Raw genomic sequence first — 22,662 nt, 5'->3', positions numbered from 1 at the left:
TGCGTGGACGTTGCCGTTATGGTTTCGCTTCAGGCGGACACCAAGCCCAAGGCGCTGTTCGCAAGGCAGGAGATACGTCAGAGAACTGCACTTCCCCTTTCAATTTCGACAGTTCAACTAGTTTCTCTCTAAAACCAGAAATGTCGAGCTTCACTACCAACCAGTCTATCAAAGCGGCACAAGGCATGCGCTCGGGATGAGATTGGGCTCCTTTTATAAGGGCTTCTGCCCGGTGTCGCATGCTTGGTGAGTCCTTGAAAAGTCCTGATAATGCAATCGCAAGGGAGATAATTTTCGAACGCTCTGCGACATCCAGATCGAGAGTGTTCTGCTTCCCCGCCACTTCAAACTCATCTAATAAAATACTAAAGCGCTGGGCGAACTCATCTAAGGGCAGCATCTCCTGATCTTTCAACTGATTGCGGAGCAAATCGTGGACATCCTCGTCCAAGGGGCTTTCCTCGGGTGCGACAGGTAAAAAACTTGCCTTTCTTGCTTTCCACCATTTTGAATTCCATTTGTCCTCCACTGGTGTGAATACCTGGTCCTCGATGATAGGTATATGCGCTACGAGTTTCATGGGTGCGCCAAGCGTCTGTGACCGTGGCTTGTCATCAACGGTCCTGTCCGGACGAATGTCGGCTATTACCAAAGCATTTTCTTTTGTGCCGAGGGCACCGCGATTTTTGCCCGTACTTGTAAGAATACCGGGAAGTATTCCATGATATGGACCTGGTAAGGCTGCCGCCCTTCCTTGGGTTTCCCAGCCACCTGGGCCGATGAAACAGCTACCACCGTTAGCGGGAGCATGCGTAGCGTTGCAAAACACTGATATGATGCCGCTGGATAGGTAAGCGCTTTGAGCAAATGTATGGTAGTCCGCATCTCGCGACGTTGCACAGGTTAATAGTAGAATACTTCGGCGGGGACGATGCTCTGCATCACCGCTAAATACATTTGCAAATTCTTTTGCATCCGAAATAATACTGTCTATCCATTTTTCGGATTTTTGCTCATATCTCAAATTGAGTGTTTCCAAGTGAGATACCAGATTAACCCAGTTGAGTGGGCCGTTGAATACAAAGAGTTCGCTGCATACTAACTCAGAGACGTAGGACTCGATACGGTTTACGGAACGGCTCCGGTTCATAATTGGTTCGAGTGTCCCATTGTATGGTCGAAAATCCTCATCCATTCCAATTGAGGGATATTTTTTCTTTCGGTGCTCTATTTTTTGGGGAAGAGACAAACTGAATATAGGGCGTTCGTCTTGGACAACTCCAGACTTGCTGACAGTCAAAGGGTTCCCTGGCTGTGTCTCCCTGAAGATGACACTCACGACAGTGTGAGCCGGTTGAATAATATTTAGAGCCAACGGAGCAACTGGAACGAACTTGCTGTTGTCAGAATTAAAATTAAGTCCAAAGCTAGGTTGTTGGCGAAATGATCCAGCCCAGATCGAAACGCCAATCTGCTCGGTTTCACATAATTCGCTAAGCCAATTTATAGTCTCCGGCCTAAGCGACACTTCTGGTAGAAGCAGAATTTCAACGCCAAAAGTTTTGCAACACTCGAGGACCGACCGGAGAACTTGGCGGCGGCGGTGCTCCTCAAAGCTCAACTTATAGTCTATGACGCCGCTAGTTACGCGAGGCAATTCTAATGACGAGGAGCCGTCGCGATAATTAGGTACTTTGAGCGGATAATAGCTATCTTCGAAATCATATTGAAGGAGGGCAATGCGACCATATCCAGACTGTTGCAGACCTGATGTTTCGGCCCGTGCCCTCCACGATCGAATTTGCCGTTCACGCCAGCTTGCCTCGTCTTGCGCTGGTGACACGCGAGCGGGCTGAGGTTCATCCGGGGGAACCGTTATGTCTGGGCCTTCAGTCTCTTCTGCTTCTCCCCCCCTTTTACCAGCATCTACGTCATCTATAGCAGGATCGTTCTGATGGGGTTGATCTACAATCGCCGTCTCGTCGGAGTGTATTAGGCTACTATCTACAGGCGTGCGGCCCTGTGACGGAGGCGAATCGTCAGTGCGCTTCAACCCACTGACGGCTGCGAGACTTTCCGAAATAACTTGAATGATTAGCACACGCCCGTCAGCGCTTAACAGCGCTGAATACGGATGATACAACCGCTCGCCCGAAGAGACGGTCTCAGTCCTGTCGATGCGCTCAGCGCTTGTCGTGACCACGGTGCACCGCCACCACGGAAGCTTATAGGTCTCACCTTCCGAAGTGACGAACTCTACCTCCGTGTCATTCACAGTCGTTAGGGTGCGCAACGGAAGAGGATCTATTTTTTGATACACCCCGACAGCCTTTCCGACTGTTCCTAACGCAAGACTAGCCTCAGACAGAGCCTTGCGTATCGCCGCTAGAGGAAGCTGTTCGGCAATTTCCCACGGCCAGTCTTCAGGGTCGGCATCTGGAGCCGCCGAGATTCCCGCTAGGATTACAGCAAGCCTCACCAGAGGCTGCGCGATTTGAGGGTCGAACACCGGTGGAAACGCTAGGCGCTCTCGAAGGTTATCGAGTGACCCGGTATCAGCCATTTCAAAATCTAAGGCGCCGGTTGCTACGCACAAAATTACGAGCCAGCCAACCGTAGAGATCCTGTCTAAAATCGCCCTGCCTTGCAGCTGTCGGATAGTTAGTGCCGCCCCTAATTTCGAGAATAACTCTGCACCCTGAGTTTGGGTGTCAAAATCCCCTCGCCGAACATCGGTGCCTTGAAATAGAGACTGAAAAAATACTAACTCGCCGAAGCTTTCCAAAGGCCCAAGTGCAGGTCGAACAAATTTTATCTTGTTTCGTTCTGTCGCACTCATCATCGCAAATATGCCAAGTGCCATATCGCGGATTTGCGTCCGAAATGCATTTATCTCGAAGGCGGCACTCGTGGCTGACAGAACGCTGCTGGCCTTCTCTTGATCAGCTAGCATACTCCATTCCTGGACCGAGTCGGCGATTCTCGCTAAGGCGCGAGAGGTCCTGGGCAGGTTTTCTCGTATCTCGGATCGGCTGAAAAGCTCCTCATCGTCCCCTGGTGTGATAGACCGAGACCCGACCAGTTCTAGATACCTTGACCAGCCGCCTGCGACATCGACAAGTGACCCCAACTGCATCCGGGTGCGCATAGCCCGACCGGTTAGGAAGAACTCAAGCGCTAACGGCCCAACTTGGTCTCCTTTATCTGCGGTCTCACGCAACGCGCCAATTATTCGCTCGAGTGCGCGGGGGATGGAGTTTTTGGCCAAAGCGCTTGCGACCTGAACGCCATTAATCCACCTGCCCCGAAGGCGTGAAAATGCCATCCTTTTAAGACGGTCCTGCAAGAGACGGCTGTCGGATTTGACGGCCACATCTGCGTCGCCGCCATCCTCATGGATTGCAAAAAGGTCCGCAACGGCCTGCCCTATCCGCCACAGGTGAGTTCCAGCATGCGGGGATCTCTGAATAGCAAGGCCGTTGCCACGTCGTTCAAAAATAAGCTGCTCTGTAGTGGCTCTATCCAAGCTCCAAGATAGAGAAAGGTAGTTTGAGTTTCCAAGCTCGGAAGAAGAGGGCCCTAACAATGAAAAAACGTGAACTAAATTAGATCTTTGACTGGTTGAAGAGCCGTAGCGTTCAACTAATCTTGTGAAAACCTCAGCAATCAGACCAATTTCATCTCCGACTGCCCTGATACGGCGAAGCGGATCAAAGAGAAAATCAGTTCCTCGTGGTAAAATGGCAGTCCAATAGGTAAGAGTATCCGACGGGTTCTTATTCCAACTAAGTCCAGCAGGAAGTTCTTGGGCTGCCTCTTCGTCCGTAAGGGACGCCACAATTATAGCACGGACCTCTCGTGTTGTTGGATGATAGCAAAACAGCCCTGGCTGTCCTGCAATAGGGGGCAATGGAAGGATAAGGCCACCCCCGCTCAGTGTTGAAAGTAGCTCGGGTCGTCTTTGTAGGGTTTGAGCCTGATTTGGACCTGCCGATAGCGCAATGAGTGCCGTCAGCGCACGCATCTGGAGCTCCGGTGTCAATTGCTCCGTGTTTCCAGTTAACGCTCGAAAGGCGTGGGCAATGTCAGCGGTGACAGATGGTACGCCTCGTGCCACCAGAGCATTTAATGCACTTTCCGAAATTGCGGCCATTGCAGCTGTCAATGTCGGAGCTGCAATTACAGTCGCTTCGAGCGATGAGTCTCCAGTTTCACTTTCTGCCTGAATAGCGGCGGCTATAGCGTGGAAAGCTATAATAGGCCGTTGAGAGTCAACTGTAGTTAGCCCTTGAGGGGCAAAGGTTCTGAACCAGCCGATGCGGATGCAGCTGGCTGCCGGACTTGAAGGCGCTGCGCTTGGTGGCCGATGTCCTATCGATTTCTGATATCGTATCGGAAATAGCCGCTTTAATCGCGCCGCTCGCTCTTCCAACGTCGCGCAGCTAACTTCAATTTGAGATTGGAGACTATCTTTAAATGTTGATGCGGTGGACTGTATTAAAAGTCTTTGCAAATCCGAGAGCAACCTACCGTCCAAAAGCCATTCGATGATTAGGGCTTTTGCGGCCGCAATATCTTTCGCAATCTCAGGCGCGAATGTTGGATTGTGCTCAGGATTGCCCATGACAAGGCGTTCGAGACCCGCAAGTGCAGCAAGGAAATAGCGGGCTTCACGCAAATCGGTGGCAACCGCCAAGTCGCCGCCGCTGGCCCGTATTTCGGGCGCTGAAATCGAGCTTCTGACTCGACCAAACATTTCGTGGAGGAGAAGAAAGAATTGTGAATACTTCTCTTCTTCAGCGACGGCGCCTAAATTAAGAGCCGCCCGCAAAAATATCCTTCTGGCTATATGACTGAGGTCAGTTGAACGAATGCCATCAGCTCTGGCGACGGCTTCCAATGTGTCGTCGAAAGTGGCTTGATTTGTTTGACTGGGATCGTCCAACGCACTCCAATACAAGAGGCTAAGCGCGGATCGGCGATCAAGCGTTGGTATATCCGACCACCCAGTGCGTACGTCTGGCGCAGGACTTGGTTGATCTTCTATTTCACCGTAAGCTACGAACCCTGCACCCCGACGCTCAACAAGCCAGTCACGTGCGGCTTGAGCCGTCATTGGATCGAGATGTTCTGATTTCTCGTTAAGTTCAAGGCCGAGCGGTTCAAGACGCATTTCAATAAGTGCGCGTAAGCTCTGGAGGTCCTCCGGACGCCGTGCTGCAATTATTATGTCGTCCACATATCGGGCATAAACCCCACCGAATGCGGATAACCCATGGCCTTGTCGGGCCTCTCCATCCAGCTTTTGCACGTACTGCTCAAGCTCAGCGTCAAGCCCAAAAAGGACAATGTTAGCAAGGTAGGCACTGAGTGCGGGGCCTTGCGGGATACCTTTTGATCCACCTTTTTGAACCGGCTCCCCGTTACCAGGGTGGAAATAACTATAGCCCTTATCGATATCGCCAAAACTGTGGTCAAGTATCCATTTTTTTAGGTCATGTCGTCTATCAAGAGAACTATCGGCGCCGAACATTTGTGCGATGCCGACGACATCCAATGTATCGCTTTCAGGCAGGAACTCGTCAAGAATCCGTTCAATGGCGAACCGGGGGACGTTGTCATAGAACCCCTTTACGTCAAGCCGAGCGATGTAAATCAAATCAGAACGCATACGCTCGATTCGATTACCAATGTGCAGAATAAAGCTGTTCCAGCAGTCAAGAAACGGCCGAAACATGTCGCGTCTGCGGTTACGATCAGGCCTTTCTTCAAGAGCACGCATGTCGATCTGATACGCGAAGCTCACAGCAGATTTGGGAGCATTCACGCCCGTTACAATCAGGCTGGGATGATCCGCCCAATACCTTACGGCAGGAATTTGTCTTGCAATGTCTTCGCGTTCGGGGCGGACCTTTAACAATTCCGAGAGAACGTATTGCTGTTGCACGGCCTCCTCAGGGCATGGCCCACATTTCAGACGTGGCGCTCCGGAGTCCTTTGCTTCGTAATGGGCTAGATATGGGGTCTTAGGTGGAGAAGGAGTTCCCAAGTCGCTTTTGATAAGCGGCAAGAATACCTGCGCGCCATCTTCTAAGCGGTCCCAAGCAGCAACATCTACCGGGTATTCACGACTATCGGTCGACTCTCGGGCCAGTATCAACGCATGTAGTAGAGCAGCTTCATCGCTCTTCTCAATTTCGCTAAAGGGTTCAGGAAGCGACGAGCGGACGCTGTGGTCGTCTTGGCCCGATACATGGTCGGCAATGCGTTCGTAGGCCAACTCCAGAGGAGTTAGTACTTCAATTTCACGAGCTGATAGCGATGTCCTATGGGGTGCAAGCCGACGCCAAACTCTAGGCCAGTCGAGCTTCTGAAGGCGGCGAGCAAGGCGGTTCTGTAAGATTATGGATCCCGCGGCGTCCAATGAACTGATGAAGGCCGGGGCCTCAGAAAAATCCTGGTCTACCGCGATGGCCGATAGCGCATCCATTACAGAAATTAGCGCGCCGGAGAGTCGGGTTCGGGCTTCGATCTCCGTGACATTTTGAAACAGTATGTCTGGATCGGCCTTGGTATCCCGTGGCACATCAAACGCTACGACATCCACTAAAAAATCATGCGCTGCAGCTCGTTCGAGTAATCTCGGAAGACAGTCAGCCAGACCTCGGCGACCGGCAGCATCAGAATCAAGGAAGACATGAAGCCTGAGGACCCGGCCGGATTGCAAACTCAGTTCAGCAAGTTGGCTTAGGATGTTGAGTTGAGCTTCGCTTACAGACGTACCTAAGAGGGCGACCGACGGAATCTCTAAACTTTCAAGTCGGAGCGCATCAAATACGCCCTCGCAGACGCATAGATCAAAGCTTTGCGTATTTCCGTCAATCGACGTAGCGCCACCTGAACGCTCGAGCTGCCGTTTTATATGGTCCGCCCGATAGAGAATTGTGGATTTCTGAAAGCCAGACGTGAATTTGTATTTAGGCCCACCGCCTAGAAGGGAACGCGCCATTACTCCAACCGCGCGACCCTCGCTGTTGGCAAGCGGAATTAGAACATGCGCCCCTCTTACGAATGGGGAGAGAAGGGTATCTTTGAGTAAGCTGGCACTCTGATTTGCGTTTTCGAATGCAAGTCCTGCGGCTACTGCAGCCTCTTGGGCCTCCCTGTCATCGTGTAGGCTTCTAATGAAATCTTCTACAGACCCAACCGTGATGCCGGCAGCCGACAACTGCTTGGTCGTGAATTTTCGTGCATCGGCAAAACTCTTTAATGTTTTCGGACTTGCCCGCTCTCGCCAATAGCTCAATGCGCGAGGCATAATCTCAAGTCGGGCACCAACGGCGCGATACTTCGACCTAGAAGTTACAATCCCGAAATTCGTTTCGAGCCATTGCAGCGCTTCGGAAAATTCTACCCCCCGACGCTTTTTAACCAACTCAACTGTGTCACCATGCTCGTGGCATACAAAGCAGTGGTAGTGAGGGTTTTCGCCCTGATAGAGATGCAAAGACGGTGAGGAGTCATTGTGAAAAGGGCACAAGGCGACACGCGGCGACTTCCTCCCAGCGGCGATTTGCAATCCTAGCTTTTCAGCAACGGTGACGATATTTAACCGTGCAACTTCGTCACGCCACTGCGACATAGTGCCTCCTAATCTTCAGCACGATGCATCGAGAGCGTGTTGATTCTGCTCATTATGCTACCTCAGAATGCAAAGGCGCACATCCCCAAAATGGGGCTGTAGTCTGCCAGTAATCAGCAGGACGAGACCTAGGCTTTCATGATCCGCACGTAAGCGTACGGTGAAGCGAGCGAGTGGTCAGGCGTCTTCCTGCTCCGAGGCAACCAGAAGGCGCAACCATTCTTCGAAGGAGCCCGCGATAAGTTCTGGTGATTGATCTGGGCCTAATTCGTGATTCCAGAAAACGATTTGGTGCTCTCCGTCAATGGTTTGGCGGGCGTCTAAGCAATGCTGGTTTCCAAAGCCGTCATTGAAGAAGGTTACCAGAAACGAAGGCAACGGCGGGTACATCTCCTGACGTTCACTCAAGGTGTTTTCCGTAATTCGCTGCCACTTCTCGAGATCGCTCGCTAGCCCATAGATCTCGCTAGAGCCGACGTTGAGCCATCCGTACGTGTGTAAGTAGTCAGCGAAACTGCCAACGAATTGGATGCCCAGCACCTGCTCACAGTTTGATATCTCTTCGAAAGTCGCGCCGTGACCATGCTCAATGTCACCGCGAAAATCGCTCAGGATTGCTGCAATAGCTTTTGAGGTCATTGTTTCATCCGTGTGGCGGCTTCACCCAAGGCAGTAGCGTAGTCAGTTCAGATGCCAAAGCGTTCTTCATCCGCCAAAGTACTTCGGCAAGATATCGTTCCGGTTCCAACCCGTTGAGCTTCGCCGTCTCGATGAGTGTCAGGATATTGGCCGTGCGTTCACCGCCGGTATCCGAGCCGGCGAACAGCCAGTTGTTACGGCCCACAGCAATCGGCCGGATGGCTCGCTCGGCGGCATTGTTGTCGATCTCGACGGTGCCATCATCGAGGTAGACCTGCAGGGCATCCCAGCGCGCCAGGCCATAGCGCATGGCTTCCGCCAGCGTCTGCTTCTGCGGAACCTTCGGCAAGGTGTCCTTCATCCAGCGATGAAGGGCTTCCACTCGCGGTCGGGCATGTTCCTGTCGCTGTCGTCGCCGCTCGCAGGGCGGCAGGCCCTTGACACTGGCCTCAATCTCGTAGAGCTCGCCGATCCGCCGCAGTGCCTCGTCAGCCAGAGTGGATGGCTTAATTTTGATAACATCGTGGAACTTGCGTCGCAGGTGCGCCCAGCAGGCGGCCTCCGTGATGCTGTTGCCATAGAGCTTTTTGTAGCCGGCATAGCCGTCAGCGTGCAGCACGCCGTTAAAGCCAGCCAGATGATCCTTCGGGTGTTCACCCTTGCGGTCCGGGCTGAAAAAGTAAGCAACGGCTGGCGGCGCCTGGTCCCGGTAGTCGCGACCGTCACGCACATAGACCCAGAGGCGGCCCGTCCTGGTTCTCCCCTTGCCGGGCTCCAGCACCGGCACCGGCGTGTCATCGCCATGCAGCCGGGAGCCGGCAAAGACATGCGCCTTGATCAAGTCGACCAACGGCGTCAGCAGGTGCGAAGCTTGGCCGACCCAATCCGCCAGGGTCGATCTGGATATCTCGACGCCTTCGCGGGCATAGATCTCGGACTGGCGGTAGAGCGGCAGGTGGTCATCGAACTTCGACACCAGCACATGGGCCAGCAAGCCAGCGCCTGGCTTACCGCGTTCGATTGGCAATGATGGCATCTCGCCGCTCAGTGTTTTATCGCAGCCTTTGCAGATGAAGCGCTTCTCGATGTGACGAAGCACCTTGAAGGAACCCGGCACATAGTCGAGGACCTCGTGCACGCTGTCCGGCGCCTTCAGGAAGCTGGCACCGCCGCAGTCGGGGCAGGTGCATGGTGCATCATAGACACGCTCTTCCCGTGGCAGATGGTCCGGCAGTGGTTGGCGCGACGGCTTGTCCTTCGCCTCAGTGTCCGCCTTGGATATGGGAAGAACAGCCGTGACCTCAGCCCGGTTGGCTTCGAGGTCTTCCAGCATCAGCTCAAGCTGGTCGGCCTTCTCCGACGACGCACCGTACTTACCGTGACGCAGCAGTGTGAGCTGCGCACGAAGCAGGTCGATAATGCTGTCGCGCTTGTTGGTCTCGGCCTTCTCGCGGGCAATTGCGGCTTCCGCATCCGCCAACTGCTGGGCCTGCGCGGCGATGATGGCGCGCAGGGCTTCCACGTCGGTAATGTCGGCCAGAGCCTGCGTATCCATGGGTGAAAGAATAGCCGATTTACTTGAATCACGCCAGCCAAACCCCGCGAAATCACTTATAAAACAAGGCTTAAATTAAACTCGTGTTGGTGCCGAAGTCCACGCCGGTCGACGCCAATCCATCCCTTCAACCAGCATCGCCAACTGCGCAGAGGTCAGCCTTGCAACACCGTCGTTAGGCGCCGGCCACGGAAAGCGTCCGCGCTCCAGCACCTTGTAGAACAGGCAATAGCCCTGACCGTCCCACCACAGGATCTTCAGCCGATCACCGCGCTTACCGCGGAAGGCGAACAGGGCGCCCGAGGATGGGACCTGCCGGATAATCTTCTCGGCCTGGCCCATCAAATCCTCAATACCCTTGCGCATGTCGGTCGGACCACAGGCCAGGTACACCCGAACATTACCAGTTGGACCGATCATGCCGCCTCAACACAAGCGATGAGCGACGCCAGCACCTGCCGCTCCAGGTCGGCGGCAACCTTCAAGACACGGCCGTTGCGCAAACTGATCTCCACAATCACCGGGCGCGGCTTCGAACTGCGGCCACTCGGCGTTGATGGCGTACCGGCTTCGACCAAGGTGACGGGCGCGAACATCTGCGGTTCGGGTAAGGCCTCGACCTCACCGAACAGCTGTCGGCGCCAGCGGCGGATCTGCTGAGGCAAAATATCGTGGCGGCGCGCCACGTCGGACAATCGAACGCCAGGCTGAGCGGCTTCTTCCAGCACTCGAACCTTGTCCTCGTCAGGCCAGCGCCGGCGTCGTCCGCCGCCCGTAATGATCTCCATCCGCGCCATAATCGCTTAGCTCCGTAGATAGCCCCGGAGATATCTCCGGAATTATCTCCAGAACTTCGCCCAGTTCGATGCGGAGACCAAATGCAGTGACCGGACGCTTACATCCGCACTGCCTTATGTCAGAGAACAAAAGGGTCGATCGGCCCTGCGGGGCTTATTAATATTATCTGGTGAAACATCCCCCGGCGCACGTGAGGCCGTATTGCCATCTTTTCTTCTGGCGGCAACCTACCCCCTATCAGATCGACGAAAACAAGCCACCATTCCGGGTATCGCGCTTTACGCGCGGCGATTTTTTGCTCTTTAAGTGAAATTCGGAGGTTCAGATTGCGGATTAATTCGCTCGCAATGAAGCCTCCGGCGTCTAGATCGCTGTAGGCGCCGAACGCAAAATGGTCCTTCATTTCTATGGTTGCAGCGTCAAAGTGCAAGGTGAAAGTCGGCGTAAAAACTTTCTCGAAGCTTCCTTCAACGGGTAGGTGGCAGATTTGTTTGAGAACATACGGCAGGTTCTTTTTGATGTACTTAAGGTCAATTGGTCGTCGGAAGGTATATGATACCCACCATCCAGCGCCAGATTTTGATGGCCCCATGGCCGGCAGCAAAGAGTCCACCATTCGAGAAATTGATGCTTCAACAATTTCTAGTCCATTGAAACTACCGGCATTTTCAAAGTTTTGGTTCAGTCTTGTGACCTCGACTCCAATACGGCCGTCTAACACAAATCGGGCGGAATATTGCCGTCTGGCTCAAACAAAACAGGACCTAAAGTCAGTGAGTCCAAGTAAAGGTTTCCCCTTAGTTCGGAAGAATCCATATCCATATGTGACATGTTTCGTGCTGAAACATTATACCCTACCTTTTCACCAACCTTAAGACAGCCCCAAATGTTGGTATTTCCCATAACATATATTATGCGCGATAAAATGCGCACTGATTTTGTTATGGGAAATCGCGCCCTTGTGGTAAGGTAGGTCATTGGATTCACAAAGGATTCCACGATGGCGACTATACTCCGACGGATCGACCAAAGTCAGAACATAGCGCGCTTTTACGAACTAGACGTGCAACTCGGCCTGTTTGGCGATGTGTCCGTCACCAGGCATTGGGGCCGCATCGGATCAAATGGCCAATCAAAGCAGCATTGGTTTCCGACTGAAACCGCAGCAAACGACCTGGGCGCCAAACTGCAGCGGCAAAAGGAGCGGCGTGGTTATATGCAAATAGCGCCCTCCCCGAATACCCGGTCTTCACCTTTGGTTTAGATGTGGGGGAGCACCTAGCTACCGCCCCTGCATTTTAATTTGATACAATCGGCTAGGCGAATTTCGGATGACTCCCCGCCAAGAGAAGCTCAAGCGTGGGTCGACTTCACTTCATCTTCAATACGAACCAGAAGTTCGTGGGCTTGCGGCACACCCAAATCGACCAGTCGACCCAGGGCCCCATCTATGCGTCCGCGAAGCGGATGGTCGGGACCCAAAATACCCGGATCTTCGACGATGACCTTGTCGAACCAGTCGGTCACCTTCGTGCCGATGCCGACCTCCAACCACATGGTGGCGTCATGACCCGGCCGTTCGAGCCAGGCCTCAACGGACGAGAGCAGGAACTCCATGTGCCGGGCCAGCGGCGAAACCAGAAGCAGATTCATCGTGCACAGCGCGATGAAGGTTGTTGGCCCACCTGACATCAGCGATTGCATCGGGACCAGCAGCGGGTCGAGGCGCCCGGCAACGAACGGGACCAGGTAGCTTCGTGTCCCGTTGATGAAATCGTAGGTGTTCAGCAACAGTTTCGCGAGGATTTCGCCCGTGTCGTGGTCGATGGAGGTGTCACCGGGTGGCCTGTGCCAGTCCCAACCCTCGAGCGCCTTCGCACGCTCCGTTAGGATGTGGCGGAGCGCGACAACACGATCGGGCGCCCGGGCGGGCTGGTTGAAATAGGTGGCATCCGCCGCCTGCAGAAGCGACGCCGCGACATTGCAAAAAGCGCCATCTGGCAAGCCGGTTATCCGTTCGACCTCTGTCTGGAAGCGGTCTTGCGCCATATCCATGAGTAGAACCGCCAGGACGGCATAGAAGGCATCGTCCCAGTCGTCGTAGCGCCGGTCGAGTTCGGCATCGACGGGCAAGCCCAGCCCGTTCAGGTTCGCCGACCATGCGGCATAGGCGCCGACGATCTCGCTTTTCCAGGAGACGTCCGAACCCGGTTTGGTCGTGAGCAGATTGAGCCATTTCGCCAGCGATTGCGTTGCGACATGAACCGTCGCTTGCTCCCGCGCGCGGCGCGTCGGCATTTCATCCTCAGTGAAGTCGTCCTGCGCGGGCAGTCTCACTCTGGTCGGACGTCGTACGATCGGCGACTCGTCTGGGAAGGTTGGCCATGCGGGCTCAGCCCCACCGTCTAACCATGCCACCTCGGCGGCCACCGCCTTGGTGTCTACAGCGGCGCGTTCGCGTTCATAGGCGGCCTTCTGATCCGGGTCTTCGTCCCAAGGCGCCCACCGGTAGCGACAGCTTGCGAAAGCAACGCGCATCGCCGCCTTCAGAACCCGCTCATCCGCCGCAAGAACTGTGTCAAGGCTGTCGGCGAAAGCCAGAACGGAAGGCCGGTCGTCGCGCGTGGAGAGCTCGATCAGACGGTTCCGGTCTTCGGGTTTACGCCTGCGGCTCCAGAGATGGATCAAGGTGCAGGCGGCCAGGGCCGGCGGGCTGAAGTCCATCCGGCTGGGCACATCGTGACGGTCCTTGGGTTTCAACAGAACACGATCGATGACCGTTCGAACCCAGGCTTCGTGCACGTCAAGCGTTTCATCATCTCCGTCGCGCGCCACCAGCATCGCGGTCGCCACGAGACGCGACAAGCGCATAGTGTCATCTTCATCGGACGCTTCGTCAGGCAGGGCGCCATCTGCGTATTCGACCGCCTCGCGCGCGATATCGACCGAGCCCCGAGTGCGATCGCCTATCGCCAGCCTTACCTTCGCATCGATCTCCATATTCGTCGTCAATTGCGTGGATTGACGTTGCAGCCCTGCCAGGTGCGCCGCCTCGTCGGGTGGCGACTGGTAGATATGGCCTTCGCCATGTTCGACCCAGTTGTCCGGGTTCAGCATGTTCAAACCATATCGGCCCATAAAGGCGGGGTCGCTGAAGTTCGCCGTCTGATCATAGGCGCCAAGGGCATCCGTTGCCTTTTTCAGGCGATCGCGCACCCGCGCGGACACGGGATCGTCCACGACGTAGTAGACCAAGGTCTGGTACAAGGTCACTTGGCGCGACACGCGCGCCGCCAGATCGGCCAGACGCACTGTCCCGGCCGGCTCGTCGCTGAAGGTCAGACGAAACGTCCCGATCTGATCGTGGGACTGGCGTGACCGATCGAACGCCATCAGGTGCGGACTGGACACGAAGGGCACCAGAGCCGCACGCGTGGCGCCCAGATGCGAGATCAGCACGTCCATCGCGACCAGGAGATAGGCAGCACAGCTCCCATCGGGCCCCAGGATGTCGGCGAGAACCTCATCGATCGGATCGCCCCTGTCCAGGCGGATATGGCCCCAGGCCTCCAGCGCGTTGAGACCCGATCCCACTGAATACTCGCGGCACTGACCTCGCGACCAGAGGAAGGTGTTGACCCACGGGAAAAACCTCGGGCCCGCGTCAAATTCAAGGGTGATCCCGTTCGTTCCCGCGTCGGCACCGTCGGTGTGCAGCCTTATGGCCTCTCGCGTCAGGTGCCGTATCAGCTCAAGGCCGACCTGCGGATTCGCTTCGAGTAGATCCAGGAACGGTGGCTGGGCGGGCGAAGCCGGCAGATAGTCATTGTCGGCGAAATCGAATTCGCGGCCGAGCTGGTTGCGCCGGCGCCGCGAGGTCCGCGTCTCCGGATCGATCACGCTGGCCACGACCAGATCGGCGAGTTCCTGAGCGGCGATGGGCGCAAGGGTTTTACTGAAACCCCGGATCGCCTTGACCTTGTGGTGATCGCGTTCGGGTGTGACGGCACGGAGATAGGCCTTCGCCTCGTCGGGGGCATGCCCGGCGAAAAACAGGCTCCAGGTCCTTAGCTCCGTGACAAGGTTTCCAAAGGCCGATCGATCGCCGCCGGGGGCCGAATCCGACGGGATTGTGCGGACGGCATCTCGAACATCCAACTGCCCGAGCCACCCAAAAAGCATTTTCGCGACCGACTGCGCCAAAATCGGAGTGGCGTTGATCAGAAGGAATTGCGCCTGCACGAGATCAAGGACGGCGCCAATCGCGTAGAGCGGCAGATCGGTCGCATGACCGGTGGCCCAAATAAGAAGCCGGCTCGCGGTGCCTGTGATGTTGGTGCGCAAAGACCTTGGCAGGACGACCTGTCCGGCCGGGCCTTGCAGGCCCCTGAGGACGTCGGCGGTCGCCACCGTGTCGGTCGCAATGATCGTCGTCGCCAGCTCTTTGAACAGGGCGGCGCCATTTTCCAGCAAGGCGGGAGCGCATTGCTCCAGGAGGCCGGCGCCAAGTTCCGATCGAACGATCGTCATCAGCGCCTGACGACGCCACGACCCATGCGCCCCGGGGGGCGACAGCCTGCTCAAGAGGTCGAGCCACTGGCTGCAGCCGCTGCGCTCAAGCGCGAGGCGGCCCGCCAGTTCAATCCCGCGCGCTAGGCGCGGCGAGACCGGCGCCGTCAAATCGAGACCGGCTATCAGGGACGTGTCTTCGTGAATTCGGCATGCGACAGCCCAGTCGCGCAGGACGTCGTGATAAAAGGTCAGGGTGTCCCGCCTTACCTCGCGCAGGGTCGGCGACCGCAGGAGGTGCGATCGCGCCGGCGAGTCCGTCCGAAGTTCAAGTGTCGCTTCGCCCTTTAGGGCAGCGTCCGCCAGATCTGCCATGATCCGCTGTGCCGGCCGTTGCTCAGCGACAGGCGCGCCGTCCGCGGTCGTCCACCAGTTTTGAGCCAGGGCCGCCTCGGTACGCAAGGCCGCTGCGTCGGGCACTTTCAGCAGGCGCGACAGGCGATAGAGGTTGCGCGCCATGGCCGCCGCGGGATGGGTCGGCAGCAGTAGGGCCCGCAGTTCGGGGGCCTGTTCGCGCAGAACCTCGACTTCAGCGTCGCTCAGGGCACCGACCGTCACCAGTTGCGGTGGACCAAGCGTGTCAATGGCATCCGCCGCCAGCCAGGAGTCGCCCTCCTGTCCAAATTCGGGTCGGGCCGTGGCGACGACAGTGAAACCGCCGACCATGGCGGCCGCGCGCAAGAGGTCGTTCACCGTGCGCTGCTGGCGCGGATCGGTGAACATCTCCAGGCTGTCGACAAACAGCACGCCTCCCCCGCTCGCTGCGAGGTCGGCGAGGAAGGCCTGCGTTGTCGCCTCTATGCCCAAGGAGGATGCGAAGCTTCCCCAGCCGCCTTCCGGAGTCGACACCGGGTCGAGGACGATAATATGCGACTCCCGCGCCTGGCGTTCGGCGACGTGGCGCAGCACCCAGGATTTCCCGACCCCGGACTCGCCACGGATTTCCACGAACCGACCGGTGTCCATTGCCTTGTTAACGGCGGCGACCGCTTCAAGGCGTGGCAGGTTGACGCCGGCCACGGTGTTTCCGATGTCGGCCAGGGTTTGCTGCGACCGTTCCACGAGCCGCTCTCGGCCGGCCCGGAGATTGCGGTCTCCGGCGAGTTTGAAACCGCGCTGCACAAGCGCGTCGACGAGCTCCTGACGGTCAATCGAACCGCCCGTCTTTGCCGTCTCCAGTGATAGCGCGATCAGAGCGCTATGGAGGGCGCCGGCCTTCGACACCTCCTCATCGGCCAGCGCCTGGCGCGCCAAGAGAAGCGCATGGACCGAGGCAAGCGATGCCACGGCCTCGAAATCGAACTCCAGGATCAGGAAACGACGCAAAATGTGCCAGATCGCGTCGTCATCGTCCGACACTCCGAATGCCACCAAATGGGCCCGGAAGGTCTGAACGAAGTCGCGCATGTCCTGATTGCCGACGCCCTTCGCCTGCAGCCGAGCGAAAAACTCAGATGCGCTCGCCGCGCGCTGCGCCCAGAGCAAGACGTCCTGATAGGGTCCGGAAATGGCCCGGCTCGTGCGTTGGGTGGCAACGGCCAGCAGATGTCGTCCCTCGTCGACGCCGACATCGACGGTTCGCGATACCTGCTCGCATACGTCCTTGAATACCGGGTCCTTGGGGGCAAACGTGACCGTGCGCTTGGATTGGATTTCGAGGACCGAGGGACCGGCCGATGACGTGCCATGCAAAACCAGGTCATCGAGAGCGAAGCCTTGCTCCTGCCCTTGGAAGCGAACGCTTTCGAGACGAACACCGGGCAAACCTCGAGGCTCGGCACCAGTCAGGAGAACAAGCAGGTATAGAGCGCCAAGTTCGCCTTCAATATACCCGCCGGCGCCCCCCCGCGCGGCCGGGCTCGAATTGCGCTTTTCGCTGTCCGGCAAGATTTCTGTAGAGTCAGTAGCCATTAGCAGAGTTTGGGAGCGGCTGCGGCGAAGGTCAAGATGAGCCGCTCTATTCATAGGAAATAACGGCGTCGGCTACTAAGGATAATTGCGCCCATTCGCAATGGCTTCTTACGTGCGCAGTAGGTCAAGCTAAACTGTGGCGTTACCTGCAGCATGAAGACGAACCATTCTATCAATTTTCACACATACCTCTGACATTAGCTTTTAAATTCTGATCCTCGCCTCCCGCAGGTCCCAATGCCTCCCAAGACCCACTTGATACATACATTTACCTGAGATCCCGGCTTCGGTGCACAATCTTAGCCGCTTCGTGCCGAGCCACCCTCGGATCTACACCTGGCCCGCCGTTGCGGAATTCGTCTCCCGGCTGGTGGGGAAGCTGAAACGGCGTATTCATGTCGCCTAAAGCTGGCACGACCTCAAAGGCAATATTCGCGCCTGTTTTCTGAATTCTTGACCCATCAGGAAAATATGACTAGCTATCAATCTGCGAGGGAGAAAATGTGGTGCACATTCTTATAAGTAGAGCCACTCGATCGGAAGCCAGAGATGAGACGCCGATGCCGGATCATGCTCGTTATGACCTTTCATCTGGGCTTTGGCGCGGCGACAACGGCTTACTGGCCTATGATCCTGAGACGGAAACAAACACGAAGAAGATGGATATCGAAACGGGTGAAGACCAGAAGGGCCAGTGACCGTGCGGCTACCCGTTGATGTCCTGGTACTGGCCAACCTCCACGACTTCCCAACCGATCGCGTCTGTTCGGAACTACAAGATGCTGGCGCCCGGTACTTCCGATTGAATGCCGAGACGTTGAAACAGGCCAGACTTCGTCTTGTGCCACAGGAACAGCTTCTGGAAGTTGAATGCAACGGCACGACTTGGGTCATCGACGGCAATCTGAAATCTGTCTGGTGGCGCCAACCGACATTTTTGAGGAACACACCTTATGAAGCGATGTCGCTTCAGGACCAGTTGGAGCGGTCGCAATGGCCTGCCTTTCTGCGCGGCTTGACACTGTTCGATCAGGCAAAATGGATTAATCATCCGGCGCAGACCTATCGTGCTGAAAGCAAGCCCTGGCAGTTACACCGGGCGGCAAGGCTTGGTTTTTCAACCCCGCTCACTCTGATAACAAACGACCCGGGCGCCGACGTCGTTTCGACACTGGGTTCGAAGGTCGCGGTCAAATCAGTCGATACTGTGCTGCTTCGCGAACAAGGGCAGCAGTACTTCTCGCATACGCAGATCATCGACTGGGCGGATTGCGCGACAGACGATCTCGCAGCCGCGCCTGTTATGGTCCAGGAAGCGGTGACGCCAAAGATTGACCTCCGCGTGACAGTAATTGGCGAGAACATCTGGACTGTATCTGTGCTGTCGGAGGAACGCCCGATCGAGGGAGACTGGCGACTGCAGAAGAAGGGAAAGCTAACTTACCCGGCCTATGACCTTCCTCTGGCTGTAGCTCGGCGCTGTATCGACTTCGTTCGCGATATGGGGCTGATCTACGGCGCGATCGATCTGATGGTTCGCGGCGGCGACTATCTGTTTGTGGAGATAAACCCTACCGGCGAATGGGGCTGGCTCGACACACCCGAACGCCCCTTGGCAAAGTCAATAGCGAACGAGCTAATAACATGATGCTCCGATGGATAGGCCAGGCATTTTACGAGCTAGTTCCCTTCCCGCGCCTCTTGGTAGCGAACAAGCTGGTGACAAGAGGATCTTCAGACCAGGATGTCCGCAAGCAGCGATGGACTGGCCTCGGGCGTTCGCGTCTCCTGGAGCTTTTGGACCAAGAGTGGGAACGGGCGAAGCATCTGGATGACAAACTTTTCAAGGCCACAACTGGACTCTCGGTAGCGGTATCTGCTGCCGGCGTAGCTTCAAAGACCGTTTTGGACTCACTCTCTGCTGGCCCCTTCAAGGTGGCGATCACTTGCGTCCTCCTGTATGCAATCGCCTCCCTGTTTGCCGGCGTAATCATGGGGTTCAAAGGTTTGCGTCCCAAGCAGCGGCCAGGATATGGACCCGACTTTGCCGTTCGAACGCGGCGCGCTTCTCAGGCGACATCTCGGGAAATTGCTGCTGCCTTGATGCACTTCGAGATCAAAAACCTGATTGTTTCCAACGAGGCAACAGCCGCGAACATGGCCATGCGCAATGGAGTCATCGCCTTCGCCCTAGCCATGACGACAAGTCTTTTTATCCCTGGCAAGCCAGCCCACCCGCAGGCTCCTGACAGCCACTACGTGACGATCGTTTCAAATTCGGGCGAGCAAGGCAACCTTGACGATCCTGACGCCTCCGCGACTTCAGACTTGTCGAGCAGCGCTTCGGGCCAAGCGGAAAGCGATAGCACGTCAGCGGAGATTGGCCAGAAGCCCGCAATGCAACCACCTCACCCCGCCCGGACAAAAAGCGCGCCGCATTAAGCTGGAGATCCCATGAGCAAGGACATCGCTGCCACTTCGAGGCCCCATCTTGGCCTACTTTGCAACTCGGATGTTCCCGAAGCCATTGCGGCGGATTTCGAAAGAGGTGTGTCGGCCGAAGGGCTGGACCTAGTCATAGAACGCCGCTCTTCTCCACAGATTTACGCGGGTGTCGAATGGCTGATGCCGACAGCGATAATCGCGTATGTGGCCAAATCGTATTTTGACGGCTTTCTCAAAGAGATGGGCAAGGAACATTACTTGTCTCTCAAAGCTGCTCTAAAAAGCCTGGCCGTGCGTCTCAGCAAGGTGAAAACTACCCGGACTGCTACGCCTGGGAAGATATCGGGCGACCAAGAGTATTCTATGGTTTTCTCGATTTGCTTCGATCGCAATCCTAGTGGCAGCTTCAAATTCCTCATGCCTGTCACGCTGTCGGAGGAGGAGTTCGATGCCGCCATGGTGTCGCTTTTCGCCTTCATGGAGGCCTATCTGAGCGAGACACAAGAGGTATCAGATAAGACCGCCGTTTTAGATGTCCTATCCTCAGCCCGGCCATATGGCGGAACAGTGCTCTTGGCTTACAATCCGGCGACTCATGGAATCGAGGCCATAGATCCGCTCGCCAAAATCCGACCGGCTCATGACTCCCCAAGACGCGCCGGGACGGAGATTGAAGAAAAACCCTCAGCCGGAGGCGGGGGCTAGTTTCCGGCCTCTTCCTCTTCCGCACAGGTCGGCGCGTCGGCCTTCAGCCTAGGGATCGGCTCTGGGATATCGAGCCTCACAACCTATGGCGCACGACGCCGGTTGACTCTTGAGTTCGGAAAGCACGAGGCATATCTGCCTTATCCTGACCCGGCTGCGACTACTCAGACGAGAACGTCACGTCAGCGCCGCAGTCATTTCGAGAAGGCGGCAACGTATGGAATCACCAGGACCAGCCATACCGGAGTGGGTTCGCCTGTGGGACTGGGGCAAGGTTCCGCCCGATCCCGATGTGCGTCCTTTTACTATGGTCCAACGCGCCCCTTCGAAGGAAGAAAAGAAGCGGCACCATTTTGTGTCGGACACCTACATGCAGGGCTTCTGCGATGAAGGTCTTATCTGGTCTTACCGAATGGAGGCACCTGAAGACCCCCGGCGTTTGACACCAAACGCCACTGGCTTCGAGAAATTCTATTATTCGTTTCTCCAGAACGACGGTACAAAGGACAACAACAGCTTCGAAAACCGCTGGGGGTTAATCGAAACGGTCTGGCCAGAAACCATGTTAGCGGTTCGCGCAAAACGGCTGTCCCATGCAATCTCGTTTAATCTTCTGGGCATGGCGACGCTTATGCGTACCCGCGTACCCGCCGCCCGCCAGTACAAGGAATTGCTATTGGCGACCAAGCTGCGGGAAGAGGTCAAAGCCTTGGAACGGGCGGGCTCGTTACCGCCGGGCCTGGAAAGATACCGGGGGCGTCTTGACGAGGTCCCCGTAGGTATTAATCCGCAAGAGTCACTCAGGCTCATGACCGAAGATCAGTATGCATTCGGGAACCTGTGCTTCAAGCTTGGATTTCAGATCGTGCACAATGCAACCAATGTACCGTTCCTGACGTCGGACAATCCCGTTTGCATCTACGATCCTCGGCGCCCGTTTGAAACTCGCGTTCCATATGAATGGGATGACGAAGTCGAATTACTCTTCCCGCTGGATGCGCACACGATGCTGCGTGGATCGAACCTGCTCCAACGGCCCAATGTCGTAAGCTCGGCTCGAACGATCACGGACACACAGACAGTCCGCCGCTACAACCGCACGATCGCGCGGTTCGCCTATCGACTATTACTCTCCCGGGATCGGTCTCCCGACCGGCTGGCCAGTATCTATGGTGCTACGGTGCCAACCGTTGCGATCAAGGTCGAATACGAAGGCAAGGAGACAAAAATCATTCACCGGAACGTTTTTGGTCCCATGCCCAAATTGTCGATGTTCGTCGATTCCGCTTCCAAGGCGGCCCGACTTGCGCCGGAATGGCAGCTCGAACCGGAGACCTGATCAAGCCCTCCCTGCCGTTACGCCAAACGACTTTGGGTTGCCGTCGCACGCCACGCATGTCAAGGTCTCGGACGATTTAGGTCTTCCACACGCCTCGCCCACGATCGTCAAACAATGCTCTCATACCACCTCCTGAAGAACATGGCCGGGATTACGCTGATCGGTGACTATACGTCGCTGCGCGCCCTTCACCGGGTTGTCCATGACATCAACACCCGCTCCCCCCTCATTCCGGAGGCGCAGAAGGACGGCATCTTCATCTCCCTGGCCTATGAGACCCGCAAGGCCTACGAGCGGCAGCGAGAGATCATCGAAGCGCCTGCGACCTACGAAGAAATGGGCATTCGATACGGCTTCAAGACCCTGTGGCCCGTAATCCTGCTGCAACATCGCTTCCTGCGCGCGTCACTGGGATATTTCGATCACGGACCAGAACACCAGGCAATGGCCTACGCGCTCGAAGCGGTTCTCAACGATGCGATTAGAGAGGCCTTCAAAGGACAGGCGGACACCGTTATCAGACGCTGGCAGGAGCTCGACCCTCAATCGCCAAACGTCTTTGACAAGGTGCACAGCCGCGGCGCTCTGTTCTGCGCCTGGTCCCGTACCGAACGGCAAAAACTGCTGGCAAGCCTGCTGCTCAGCTTTCACCGGCATTACGACGAGGCGTCTTTCCGCCTCGCCAGAAAAGCGGACTTCGTGTCGCCGGCAGAATTCATCCAATGGGAAGTACTGGAATGGCCTGACCCTCGTTGGTAGACGCATTGCCCGCGCGCGAAGGCGTCAGACACGACCCGCTCGAACACCGTTCAGGTCAATACGGCCATGACGTCGTCGTCGGTATGGGCGGGCATAGAGAAGACTATGTTCAAAGTGTCACGCCGGCTGGTCTCGTCAGCGATCTCTTCGGGTCCACCGATACACCACTCTATAGCGCCCGGCTCGGAAGTGAGCGTGGGCGAGTGCTGCGTACGCCTTAGGTAGATCTGGCGCGTTGGTATAGTCCTCGACCACTTCGGCGCCGTCGGTCCGGAACCACAGGAATTGAACAATTGTTAT

General features: G+C 56.3%; 14 protein-coding genes. 7 read left to right on the top strand and 7 right to left on the bottom strand.

Translation table 11 applies throughout. From position 1 onward, the window contains the following. Positions 1-16: 16 nt before the first annotated feature. From ACK8OE_RS19625 to ACK8OE_RS19600, 6 genes are all read right to left on the bottom strand, one after another. Positions 17-7,642, bottom strand: a complete 7,626-nt coding sequence (locus ACK8OE_RS19625) for a CHC2 zinc finger domain-containing protein (protein ID WP_410274017.1) — start codon at positions 7,640-7,642, stop codon at positions 17-19. Positions 7,643-7,819: 177 nt separating this feature from the next. Beyond that, entirely contained in the window at positions 7,820-8,281 is a 462-nt protein-coding gene (locus ACK8OE_RS19620) for an SMI1/KNR4 family protein (RefSeq protein WP_410274016.1), read from the bottom strand. A gap of 4 nt (positions 8,282-8,285) precedes the next feature. Then, positions 8,286-9,836 (bottom strand): IS66 family transposase, encoded by a 1,551-nt coding sequence (gene tnpC / locus ACK8OE_RS19615; RefSeq protein WP_410274015.1) that lies wholly within the window; start codon positions 9,834-9,836, stop codon positions 8,286-8,288. Positions 9,837-9,911: 75 nt separating this feature from the next. Further along, positions 9,912-10,256, bottom strand: coding sequence for an IS66 family insertion sequence element accessory protein TnpB (gene tnpB, locus ACK8OE_RS19610; RefSeq protein ID WP_410274014.1), 345 nt, complete (start codon positions 10,254-10,256; stop codon positions 9,912-9,914). Beyond that, positions 10,253-10,633, bottom strand: coding sequence for an IS66-like element accessory protein TnpA (gene tnpA, locus ACK8OE_RS19605; RefSeq protein ID WP_410274013.1), 381 nt, complete (start codon positions 10,631-10,633; stop codon positions 10,253-10,255). Before tnpA ends, tnpB begins: the two co-directional genes overlap by 4 nt. Before the next feature lie 119 nt (positions 10,634-10,752). Further along, positions 10,753-11,355 carry a hypothetical protein gene (locus ACK8OE_RS19600; RefSeq protein WP_410274012.1) on the bottom strand — a complete coding sequence of 201 codons (603 nt, stop codon included), beginning with the start codon at positions 11,353-11,355 and terminating at the stop codon, positions 10,753-10,755. Positions 11,356-11,634: 279 nt separating this feature from the next. Here ACK8OE_RS19600 and ACK8OE_RS19595 point away from each other — a divergent pair, with 279 nt between their 5' ends. Beyond that, entirely contained in the window at positions 11,635-11,898 is a 264-nt protein-coding gene (locus tag ACK8OE_RS19595; protein ID WP_410274011.1) for a WGR domain-containing protein, read from the top strand. A gap of 89 nt (positions 11,899-11,987) precedes the next feature. Here ACK8OE_RS19595 and ACK8OE_RS19590 read toward each other — a convergent pair whose 3' ends face one another. Then, positions 11,988-17,090, bottom strand: a complete 5,103-nt coding sequence (locus ACK8OE_RS19590) for a hypothetical protein (protein WP_410274010.1) — start codon at positions 17,088-17,090, stop codon at positions 11,988-11,990. Between the two features lie 584 nt (positions 17,091-17,674). Between ACK8OE_RS19590 and ACK8OE_RS19585 the strand changes: the two genes are divergently transcribed. The 6 genes from ACK8OE_RS19585 (at position 17,675) to ACK8OE_RS19560 (ending at position 22,362) form a co-directional block, all read left to right on the top strand. Further along, positions 17,675-17,812, top strand: a complete 138-nt coding sequence (locus ACK8OE_RS19585) for a hypothetical protein (protein ID WP_410274009.1) — start codon at positions 17,675-17,677, stop codon at positions 17,810-17,812. Between the two features lie 2 nt (positions 17,813-17,814). Continuing rightward, positions 17,815-18,762 (top strand): RimK-like protein, encoded by a 948-nt coding sequence (locus tag ACK8OE_RS19580; protein WP_410274008.1) that lies wholly within the window; start codon positions 17,815-17,817, stop codon positions 18,760-18,762. Continuing rightward, on the top strand, positions 18,759-19,556 hold the full coding sequence (locus ACK8OE_RS19575; protein ID WP_410274007.1) for a hypothetical protein: 798 nt from the start codon (positions 18,759-18,761) through the stop codon (positions 19,554-19,556). Before ACK8OE_RS19580 ends, ACK8OE_RS19575 begins: the two co-directional genes overlap by 4 nt. Positions 19,557-19,568: 12 nt before the next feature. Next, a complete protein-coding gene (locus ACK8OE_RS19570) occupies positions 19,569-20,264 on the top strand; it encodes a hypothetical protein (protein ID WP_410274006.1) in 696 nt (231 codons plus the stop codon). Between the two features lie 217 nt (positions 20,265-20,481). After that, positions 20,482-21,603, top strand: coding sequence for a DUF4238 domain-containing protein (locus ACK8OE_RS19565; protein ID WP_410274005.1), 1,122 nt, complete (start codon positions 20,482-20,484; stop codon positions 21,601-21,603). A gap of 141 nt (positions 21,604-21,744) precedes the next feature. Beyond that, positions 21,745-22,362: a DUF6904 family protein gene (locus ACK8OE_RS19560; protein WP_410274004.1), complete on the top strand. Its 618-nt coding sequence runs from the start codon at positions 21,745-21,747 to the stop codon at positions 22,360-22,362. Positions 22,363-22,662: the final 300 nt, after the last annotated feature.

Source organism: Asticcacaulis sp. W401b (assembly GCF_046503825.1).
In the GTDB taxonomy this organism is placed as follows: domain Bacteria; phylum Pseudomonadota; class Alphaproteobacteria; order Caulobacterales; family Caulobacteraceae; genus Asticcacaulis.
Note: the sequence above shows the minus strand (reverse complement) of the source record. Positions and strands in the feature narration are given on the sequence as shown.